We start from the raw sequence: 9,387 nt of genomic DNA on the forward strand, positions 1-9,387 counted from the left end.
ATCGCGGTCTGCCGCAGCACCTCGAGCGTTTCCGCCATGCGCCCGATCTCGTCGCCGCGGCTCGTCTCCTCGACCGCTTCGTCGAGCGAGCCTTCGGCGATCCGCTGCATCCGGTTCTTCTGGCGATCGAGGGCTCCGACCACGTCGCGGGCAATCAGCCACGATAACAGCCCCATCAGCAGCATCAGACCGCCGCCGACCGCGCCGAGCTCCAGCAGCAGTGCATTCACATCGGCGTCGATATCATCGACATAGAGCCCGTAGCTCATGACGATGTTCCACGGCTCGAAGCCGCGGGCAAAGATCATTTTCCGCAACGGCACGGTCCCGCCGGGGCGTGCATAAAGATAGGATGTGGTCCCGCCTTCCAGTTTCTGCCGGGCGGCGCCTATAATGGCGTCGGCAATCAGGACGCCATTGGAATCGATTGCACCGGTGATTTTGCCTTCGAGCTGGGGATTGGCGGCGTTCAACAAGATCGAAGTGTCGGCATTGTAAGTGACGGAATAGCCTTGGCCGTTGTTGAAGGTCATTTTCCGGCCGCGCTGGCGAAACTGCACCTTGGCCTCGGCGACGGTCATCTTCCCCGCGGCGACCTCGTCCTGCAGCGACTGCGCCACGCCGTAAAGCAGGTCGACCGCCGTCCGCATCTGTGCGACGCGATCGTCCAGCATGCGGCTTCGGCTGAGCCAGGCCGATCCCGCGACGATCGCGAACACGGTCAGTGCTGCGAGAGCCACGATGCTGGCGAGTTTGGTGCGGATCGTCAGTCGGCTGAGAATGTTCATTGCGGCCTCTGCGGAAAATCGTGTCCCGAGGCATAACAGGAACTGTCTTACCAATAGTGAATACAGCGCGCCATCAAGGGGATACCTCTGGGACGCGCTCGATCAGCGGCGCAGTGCCGGCACGACCAGGAATGGGATCATTCCGAGGACCACGCTGACCAGCGCGAATGCGATCACCGGGTTGTAGCTGTGGGCGAAGTCGTGAATCAGGCCGCCGGCCCAAGACCCGAACGCGGAGCCGAGCCCGCTGCCGATCGAGATGGTGCCATAGATGGTGCCGACCCGCTTGCCGCGGAAGATCTTCATCGCGGTGGCCGTGATCAGCGGGCCGCGCGAGCCGATCATGCTGCCGAAGGTGACGACGAAGCCGGTGAGCAGCCAGAAGTTCGGATACCACTGCAGCAGCCAGAGCAGGATGATGCCGACGATCGAGATTGCATAGCTGAGCAGGACCGACGGTCGGCGGCCGATGATGCTGTCGAGTTCGGACACGCCGAGCATGCCGAACAGCAGCACGACGCCGCTGAAGCCCCAGGCGGTCGCCGCCTGCAGCGGTGGAAAGCCCGCGTCGATCAGATAGGCAACGATTTGCGCCGAGATCGCATACATGCCGATCGCGGTGAAGAAGAAGGTCGCAAACAGCGCCCAGAAGGCGTGATGACGCATTGCGCCGAGCAGCGTCCAGCCTTGGTCGACGACGTCAGGATCGGCCTTCTTCACCACATGCGGCGAGCCGCGCGAGAACCGCCGCCACGGCAACAGCAATAGCGGCACCAGCAGGCACAGCGCCGTGATGCCGAAGATCTGGTAGGCGCCGCGCCAGCCGACGCCATCGATCAAAAGCTGCGAGGCCGGGAGCAGCACAAGCACGCCGGCGCCGGCCGCGGAATAGACCACCGCCATCGCGGTCGGCAGGCGAGGTCCGAACCACCGGCCGAGCAGGATCGAGTTCGGCACATTGCCGATGAAGGCGATACCGATTCCGACGCAAAGGCCGACGCTGAACTGCAACTGCCAGAGATATTGCGCATGCGCCGCGACCAGGAATGAGCCGCCGAGCAGCAGCAGTCCCAGCGCATAGACGGCTCGCGGCCCCGAATGGTCGAACAGGCGCCCGATCAGTGGCGCGGTCAGGCCGCCGGCAAGCCAGGTCAGCGAATAGACCGAAACGGTCTGTGCGCGGTCCCAGCCGAAGCTTTCAGAGATTGGTTTCAAGAAGACAGTGAAGCTTTCGCCGAGGCCGCGGCCGATCAGCGCGAGCACAAAGCACAGCGCGAGCACATTGAGCGCGACGCGCGTCGGCGGCTTCGCTGCAACTTCCTCCCCGGGCGTATTCTTGTCCATGCGAAGAGGGAGCGCGTTTCCGCGCCTCCCCACAAGTCGCAAAAAGCGAATGCGCCTATGCAGCCTTCAACAGGACGTGCCGTTTCTTGCCGAGCGACAGCTTGATCACGCCTTCCGCGGTGAGATCCGACGGCGTCAGCAGCATCTTTTCGTCGGTGACGGCGACGTCGTTAACGCGTAATCCGCCGCCCTTGATCTGGCGCCGCGCCTCGCCGTTAGAGGCGACAAGGCCGGCTTTCACATAGGCAGCCAGCACGCCGATGCCGGCATCCAGTTCGCCGCGCGGAATTTCGACCGTGGGCAGCGTCTCGGCCAGCGCGCCTTCCTCGAAGGTGCGTCGCGCGGTTTCAGCCGCCTCGTTTGCGGCATCGCGGCCATGGAGCAGGGCGGTCGCTTCCGTCGCCAGCACCTTCTTGGCCTCGTTGATCTCGGAGCCCTGCAGCGCCTCCAGCTTCCCGATCTCGCTCATTGAAAGCGTCGTGAACAGTTTCAGGAATCGTCCGACGTCGGCGTCTTCCGTGTTACGCCAGTATTGCCAGTAATCGTAGGGGCTGAACTGGTCGGCGTTCAGCCAGACCGCGCCGGCGGCGGTCTTGCCCATCTTGGCGCCGGAGGCCGTGGTCAACAGCGGTGTCGTCAATGCGTAGAGCTGATGAGTGCCCATGCGGCGGCCGAGGTCGACACCAGTGACGATGTTCCCCCATTGATCGGAGCCGCCCATCTGTAGATTGCAACCGTAGCGACGTGCCAGTTCCACGAAGTCGTAGGACTGCAGGATCATGTAGTTGAATTCGATGAAGCTCATTTCCTGGTCGCGATCGAGACGGAGCTTGACCGAGTCCATGGAAAGCATGCGGTTCACGGAAAAGTGCCGACCGATATCCCGCAGCATTTCGATGTAATTGAGCTTGGTCAGCCACTCCGCGTTGTCGGCCATCACGGCATCGGTCTTGCCGTCTCCGAATGTCAGGAAGCGTTTGAAGACGTGCTTGATGGATTCCTTGTTGGTGTCGATTTGCTCGATGGAGAGAATTTGACGCGTTTCGTCCTTGCCCGAGGGGTCGCCGACGCGCGTGGTGCCGCCGCCCATCAACGTGATCGGTTTGCCGCCTGTGGTTTCCTGCAGCCAGTGCAGCATCATGGCCGACAACAAATGGCCGATATGCAGGGATGGGGCCGTGCAGTCGTAGCCGACATAGGCCACGACGTCTCCCTTGGCGGCGAGCGCGTCGATGCCCGCCGCGTCCGACACCTGATGAATGAAGCCGCGCCACTGCAGCTCATTCATAAAATCCGATTTAAATGTAGTCATTTGTCGGCGACTCTGATCATGCTTGTTTTACGGTATTTACATCCAGTTGGGGAACCCCGACCGAACGGACTGCCGCCGCAGGGGGCGCTGTGGCATTATAAGATGTGCTTGTTTGATACAAGCCGGGCGTCAGGGCAGGACAAGAGGCGTCGAAGGCTGCAGGCATGATGTTGACCGCACTCGGTCTGATGAGCGGGACCTCGCTCGACGGGGTTGACGTCGCACTGATCGAAACCGACGGAAAGCAGGTCAAGTCGTTCGGGCCGTCCGGCTACCGGCCCTACACCAATGCCGAGCGCAGCCTGCTGCGCCAAGCACTTACCGAGGCCGTCCATCTAGCGCACCGCGATGCCCGGCCCGGAATCCTGCCCGACGCCGAACGCGCCGTGACGCTGGCGCATGCCGAGGCGGTCGCCACCTTCACCGCACAGAATCGCATCACGCCGGAAGATGTCGACATTGTCGGCTTCCACGGCCAGACCGTGCTGCACCGGCCGGAGCGCCGATTGACGGTGCAGATCGGCGATGCCGCGGCGCTGGCGAAAATGGTCCACATTCCCGTGATGCATGATTTTCGCGCCGCCGATGTCGAGGCCGGCGGGCAGGGCGCGCCCTTCGTGCCGGTCTATCACCGCGCACTGGTGCAATCCGTGCAGCGCGAGGGGCCGACCGTGGTGGTCAATGTCGGCGGGGTCTCCAACATCACCTATATCGACGGCACCGACACGCTGATCGCCTGCGACACCGGTCCCGGCAACGCGCTGCTTGACGACTACATGTTCCGCGTCATGAGCCAGCCGTTCGATTGCGACGGCCGGTTTGCCGCGCAGGGCAGGGCCGATGAGGCCTGGATTGCGCGCGCGCTGGAATTGCCCTTTTTCGCGCTGCCGCCGCCGAAATCGCTGGACCGCAATGATTTCGCCGCATTGAAGCTCGGGGACGTCACGCCCGCCGACGGCGCGGCGACTTTGACCGCCTTCACTGCGGCCACGATCGCCCGCGTGCTGCCGCTATTGCCGAAGGTGCCGAAGAGCTGGATCGTTGCCGGCGGCGGCGCGCGCAATCTGACCATGCTGCGGATGCTGCGCGAGCGGGTTGCGCCCGCGACCGTCGAAGCAGCCGATGCGCTCGGCTGGTCGCCGGACGCGATCGAGGCGCAGGCCTTCGGTTTCCTCGCTGTGCGCGGGATGAAGGGCCTACCGCTCAGCTATCCCGCCACGACCGGCGTGCCTATTCCTATGACCGGGGGCATCATCGTGCGACCTTAGGCCGTTAGATGCAATTGCATCCTTTCTTGACTGTTTCATGCAAATGCATTTAGGTGCATGCGAGTGCTTGAAACCAGCGAGGAGTTCGCCATGGCCGCGTTGAAACTGATCAGCCACAAGCTCTGTCCCTATGTGCAGCGCGCGGTGATCGCGCTTAACGAGAAGGGCGTCGCCTTCGAACGGATCGATATCGACCTCGCCAACAAGCCGGATTGGTTCCTGAAGATATCGCCGCTCGGCAAGGTGCCGGTGCTGACGGTTGCGACCGACAAGGGCGAGGTGGCGCTGTTCGAGAGCAACGTGATCTGCGAATATATCGAGGAGACGCAAGCCGGAGCCAAGCTGCATCCGCAGGACCCGCTGGCGCGCGCCGAACATCGCGCCTGGATGGAATTCGGCTCTGCCACCTTAAGCGATCTCTGGGGCCTCGAGATTGCCAAGGATGCCACGACCTTCGAGGCCAAGCGGGAGGCGGTCACCGCCAAATTCGCCCGCGTCGAGGCGGCACTCGGCGCGGGTCCGTACTTTGCGGGCGAGAAATTCAGCCTGGTGGATGCGGTGTTCGCGCCGATCTTCCGCTATTTCGATGTGTTCGACGAATTCATCGACCTTGCGGTGTTCAACGACATGCCGAAGGTGCGGAAGTGGCGCGCGGAGCTGGCGAAGCGTCCGAGCGTGAAGGCCGCGGTCGGCGCCGACTATCCGCAATTGCTGCGCGCCTTCCTCAAGCAGCATGACGCGCATGTGTTGAAGCTTGCGGCGTAACGCGCCGCAGCGCCGTAGGATGGGTAGAGCAAAGCGAAACCCATCGCCTTCACGACACGCGGCCCGAGTGATGGGTTTCGCTTTGCTCTACCCATCCTACACGGGCCGCACTGCCTTAGCGCACGTTGGCGAGGCGCATGTCGAGATAGCCGGTCACCGTTTCCATCAACGGCTCGAGCTTGCCGTCGAAGAAGTGGTTGGCGCCGGGGATGATCTGCTGATCGATCACGATGCCCTTCTGTGTCTTCAATTTCTCGACCAGCGTGTTGACGTCCTTGGGCGGCACCACGGCGTCCTTGTCGCCATGCACGATCAGCCCGGAGGACGGGCAGGGCGCCAGGAACGAGAAGTCATAGAGATTGGCCGGCGGCGCGATCGAGATGAATCCCTCGACCTCGGGCCGGCGCATCAGGAGCTGCATGCCGATCCAGGCGCCGAACGAAAAGCCCGCGACCCAGCAGGCACGTGCCTCGGGATTGATGCTCTGCGCCCAATCGAGCGCGGAGGCTGCATCCGACAATTCGCCGGTGCCGTGGTCGAACGAGCCCTGGCTGCGGCCGACCCCGCGGAAATTGAAGCGCAGCACCGAGAAGCCGCGATGCGCAAAGGCATAGTAGCACTGGTAGACGATCTGGTGATTCATCGTGCCGTGAAACTGCGGGTGCGGATGCAGGATCATGGCGATCGGCGCGTTCTTCTGCTTGGCCGGATGGTAGCGGCCTTCGAGACGGCCCGCCGGGCCGTTGAAAATAACTTCAGGCATCAGTGATCCCTTGAGTGATCCTACGCTTGACCCTTGGTTGGCGCTGGGCAATCAACCGAGTTGTGCTGACTTCATCGGCCCCCGGCAGATAAAGTGGCTGGATTTACCGTGAACGGCGCCGTCAGGCGGCTTCCCGCGAACGAACGACGCCTCGGTTGGTTTTTGAGGCCCGCGTTCTAGCATGAGGCGAGGGGCAAAAAGCAAGCATCTTGAACAACGCCAAGCGTGTTCAATGCGTTAGCCGGTGATTGCGGGCGGCGCGGCAATCACCAACTGGCCTAGGGATTCGAGCGAAGATTGCAGGCAGGGCCCGTAAGAAGTCTGAGGTATTATAATACTCTATGACGAATCGCGTCTATCTCGACTGGAATGCGACCACGCCGCTTCGCCCCGAGGCGAAGGCGGCGATGGCGGCGGCATGGGAGCTGTGCGGCAATCCGTCCTCGGTGCATGCCGAGGGGCGGCAGGCACGTCGGCTGGTCGAGGACGCCAGGAGCGCGATTGCCGCGGCGGTGGGCGCTAAGGCGCAGGACGTGGTGTTTGCCTCAGGCGGCACGGAAGCGAACGTGCTGGCATTGACGCCTGGCGTGCGACGGAGCGGTAGTGCTCCCGTCCAGCGGCTCCTGGTGTCTGCGATCGAGCATGCCTCGGTGCTATCAGGCGGGCGCTTTGCGGCTGAAGCGATCGAGACCGTGGCCGTGACATCGTCAGGCGTGCTGGACCTCGATAACCTCCGTAGCAAGCTGGCCGATGGCCCGCCCGCATTGGTGTCGGTGATGCTGGCCAACAACGAGACCGGCGCGCTGCAGCCGGTCGAGAAGGCGGCCGAGATCGTTCATGCGGCCGGCGGACTGCTCCACGTCGATGCGATCCAGGCCTTCGGGAAAATTCCCTTCGATCTCGAATCATTGCAGGCGGATCTGGTGACGCTGTCCGCGCACAAGGTCGGCGGCGCCAAGGGCGTCGGGGCCGTGGTCCTGGCGGAGGGAGTGGAGAGGCTCGAACCACTGCTGCGCGGTGGCGGCCAGGAGCTCGGGCGCCGCGCCGGTACGGAGAACGTCGCCGGCATCTCGGCCTTTGGCGCGGCTGCCAAGGCCGCGATGGCGAGCCTCGAGACCGACGCAGTCCGGCTGCGGGCCCTGAGGGACCGACTTGAGGCTGGCCTGAGAGAAGTAAGTGGTATTATTGTATTCTCGGACGGCGTGCCGAGGCTGCCCAATACCACGCTATTCACGGTCCCAGGTTTGAAGGCGGAAACCGCCGTGATCGGCTTCGACCTAGCTGGAATCGCGGTATCTTCGGGTTCCGCCTGTTCCTCGGGAAAGGTCCAGCCGTCACATGTGCTAGCCGCGATGGGGTTCCGGCCGGACCTCGCCCAGGGAGCAGTGCGGCTTAGTCTTGGCTGGTCTACATCCACCACAGACATAGATTTGGCCGTAAAGGCTTGGCTAAAGCTCGCCGATACCTTACTTAGAGTGGGACGAAACACAGCTTGAACGGTTCTAAGCGGGTTTTTCGTCCACTAAGCAACCGTACCACTCTTTAGAACTGATCCACCGCGGTCCTTGAAACCGCGAGCGGAGGATTGAATGCCTGCTGTACAGGAGACGGTCGACCGTGTCCGACGGATCGACGTCGATCAGTATCGATATGGGTTCGAGACGCTNATCGAATCCGAAAAGGCCCCCAAGGGGCTCTCGGAAGATATCGTCCGNTTCATCTCAGAGAAAAAGAACGAGCCGGCCTGGATGCTGGAATGGCGCCTGGAGGCGTACCGCCGCTGGCTGACCATGACCGAGCCGACCTGGGCGCGCGTCAACTATCCCAAGATCGANTACCAGGACCTCTACTATTACGCGGCGCCGAAGCCGAAGAAGACGCTGTCATCGATCGACGAGATCGATCCGGAGATTCTCAAGACCTACGAGAAGCTCGGCATTCCCTTAAGGGAGGTCGCGATCCTCGAGGGCGTCGAGCCGCCTCCGGGCGGAGAGCCGTCGGAGCAGCGGAAGATCGCTGTCGACGCCGTGTTCGATTCGGTGTCGGTTGCGACCACCTTCCAGAAGGAATTGAAGAAGGCCGGCGTGATCTTCATGCCGATCTCGGAAGCGATCCGCGAGCACCCTGAGCTGGTGCGGAAGTATCTCGGCAGCGTGGTGCCGACGTCGGATAACTTCTTCGCCACCNTGAACTCGGCGGTGTTCTCCGACGGCTCGTTCGTCTATGTGCCGCCGGGCGTGCGCTGTCCGATGGAATTGTCGACCTATTTCCGCATCAACGAGCGCAACACCGGNCAGTTCGAGCGCACGCTGATCATCGCCGACAAGGGCTCGTATGTGAGCTACCTCGAAGGCTGCACCGCGCCGCAGCGCGACGAGAATCAATTGCACGCTGCCGTGGTCGAACTGGTCGCGCTCGATGACGCCGAGATCAAATATTCGACGGTGCAGAACTGGTATCCCGGCAACTCGGAAGGCAAGGGCGGCATCTACAACTTCGTCACCAAGCGTGGCGANTGCCGNGGCGNCCANTCGAAGATNTCCTGGACCCAGGTCGAGACCGGCTCCGCCATCACCTGGAAATATCCGAGCTGCATCCTGCGCGGCGACAATTCGCGCGGCGAGTTCTACTCGATCGCGATCTCGAACGGTTACCAGCAGGTCGACAGCGGCACCAAGATGATCCATCTCGGCAAGAACACCTCGAGCCGGATCATCTCCAAGGGCATCGCNGCCGNCAAGTCGCAGAACACCTATCGCGGCCTCGTNACCGCGCACCGCAAAGCCACCGGCGCGCGCAACTACACCGCCTGNGACTCGCTTTTNATCGGCGACAAATGCGGCGCGCACACCGTGCCTTACGTCGAGGCGAAGAACTCGTCGGCGACGTTCGAGCACGAGGCGACGACCTCGAAGATCTCAGAGGATGTCCTGTTCTACTGCGTGCAGCGCGGNCTGAGCCAGGAGGAAGCGGTCGGCCTCGTCGTCAACGGCTTCGTCAAGGACGTGCTGCAGCAGCTCCCGATGGAGTTCGCGGTCGAGGCGCAGAAGCTGATCTCGATCTCGCTCGAAGGTTCGGTTGGATAATCCTCATCCCTGGCGGGCCTGCCGTACTGGCGCCTCGGGATGACATCTAGGAAAACTGTAA

At 62.6% G+C, this 9,387-nt stretch carries 8 protein-coding genes; 4 read left to right on the top strand and 4 right to left on the bottom strand.

Translation table 11 applies throughout. The annotated features are described in order from the left end of the window. From YY7_RS0148180 to tyrS, 3 genes are all read right to left on the bottom strand, one after another. Positions 1-788: cache domain-containing protein (locus tag YY7_RS0148180; RefSeq protein WP_028169225.1), on the bottom strand; the 788-nt coding region annotated here is incomplete at its 3' end. Positions 789-890: 102 nt separating this feature from the next. Beyond that, on the bottom strand, positions 891-2,132 hold the full coding sequence (locus YY7_RS0148185) for an MFS transporter (protein ID WP_028169226.1): 1,242 nt from the start codon (positions 2,130-2,132) through the stop codon (positions 891-893). 55 nt (positions 2,133-2,187) lie between these two features. After that, a complete protein-coding gene (gene tyrS / locus YY7_RS0148190; RefSeq protein WP_028169227.1) occupies positions 2,188-3,444 on the bottom strand; it encodes a tyrosine--tRNA ligase in 1,257 nt (418 codons plus the stop codon). 164 nt (positions 3,445-3,608) lie between these two features. On the opposite strand from tyrS, the gene YY7_RS0148195 reads away from it, so the two are divergent. Both YY7_RS0148195 and YY7_RS0148200 read left to right on the top strand, forming a co-directional pair. Continuing rightward, a complete protein-coding gene (locus YY7_RS0148195; RefSeq protein WP_028169228.1) occupies positions 3,609-4,712 on the top strand; it encodes an anhydro-N-acetylmuramic acid kinase in 1,104 nt (367 codons plus the stop codon). Between the two features lie 90 nt (positions 4,713-4,802). After that, complete coding sequence (locus YY7_RS0148200; RefSeq protein ID WP_028169229.1) at positions 4,803-5,477, top strand: glutathione S-transferase family protein; 675 nt, start codon at positions 4,803-4,805, stop codon at positions 5,475-5,477. 115 nt (positions 5,478-5,592) lie between these two features. Here YY7_RS0148200 and YY7_RS0148205 read toward each other — a convergent pair whose 3' ends face one another. Further along, complete coding sequence (locus YY7_RS0148205; protein ID WP_028169230.1) at positions 5,593-6,240, bottom strand: alpha/beta hydrolase; 648 nt, start codon at positions 6,238-6,240, stop codon at positions 5,593-5,595. Between the two features lie 341 nt (positions 6,241-6,581). Here YY7_RS0148205 and YY7_RS0148210 point away from each other — a divergent pair, with 341 nt between their 5' ends. Continuing rightward, positions 6,582-7,736, top strand: a complete 1,155-nt coding sequence (locus tag YY7_RS0148210; RefSeq protein ID WP_028169231.1) for a cysteine desulfurase family protein — start codon at positions 6,582-6,584, stop codon at positions 7,734-7,736. Between the two features lie 93 nt (positions 7,737-7,829). After that, the gene (gene sufB, locus YY7_RS0148215) at positions 7,830-9,326 is read left to right on the top strand and encodes a Fe-S cluster assembly protein SufB (protein ID WP_028169232.1); all 1,497 of its coding nucleotides are present in this window, start codon (positions 7,830-7,832) and stop codon (positions 9,324-9,326) included. Positions 9,327-9,387 lie beyond the last annotated feature (61 nt).

This window comes from Bradyrhizobium elkanii WSM2783, from assembly GCF_000472865.1.
Classification (GTDB): domain Bacteria; phylum Pseudomonadota; class Alphaproteobacteria; order Rhizobiales; family Xanthobacteraceae; genus Bradyrhizobium; species Bradyrhizobium elkanii_A.

Excerpts from the sequence above, each read along its gene's own strand:
- tyrS (WP_028169227.1), bottom strand. The coding sequence starts at position 3,444 with ATGACTACATTTAAATCGGATTTTATGAATGAGCTGCAGTGGCGCGGC.
- YY7_RS0148205 (WP_028169230.1), bottom strand. The coding sequence starts at position 6,240 with ATGCCTGAAGTTATTTTCAACGGCCCGGCGGGCCGTCTCGAAGGCCGC.
- YY7_RS0148185 (WP_028169226.1), bottom strand. The coding sequence starts at position 2,132 with ATGGACAAGAATACGCCCGGGGAGGAAGTTGCAGCGAAGCCGCCGACG.
- YY7_RS0148195 (WP_028169228.1), top strand. The coding sequence starts at position 3,609 with ATGATGTTGACCGCACTCGGTCTGATGAGCGGGACCTCGCTCGACGGG.
- YY7_RS0148200 (WP_028169229.1), top strand. The coding sequence starts at position 4,803 with ATGGCCGCGTTGAAACTGATCAGCCACAAGCTCTGTCCCTATGTGCAG.
- YY7_RS0148210 (WP_028169231.1), top strand. The coding sequence starts at position 6,582 with ATGACGAATCGCGTCTATCTCGACTGGAATGCGACCACGCCGCTTCGC.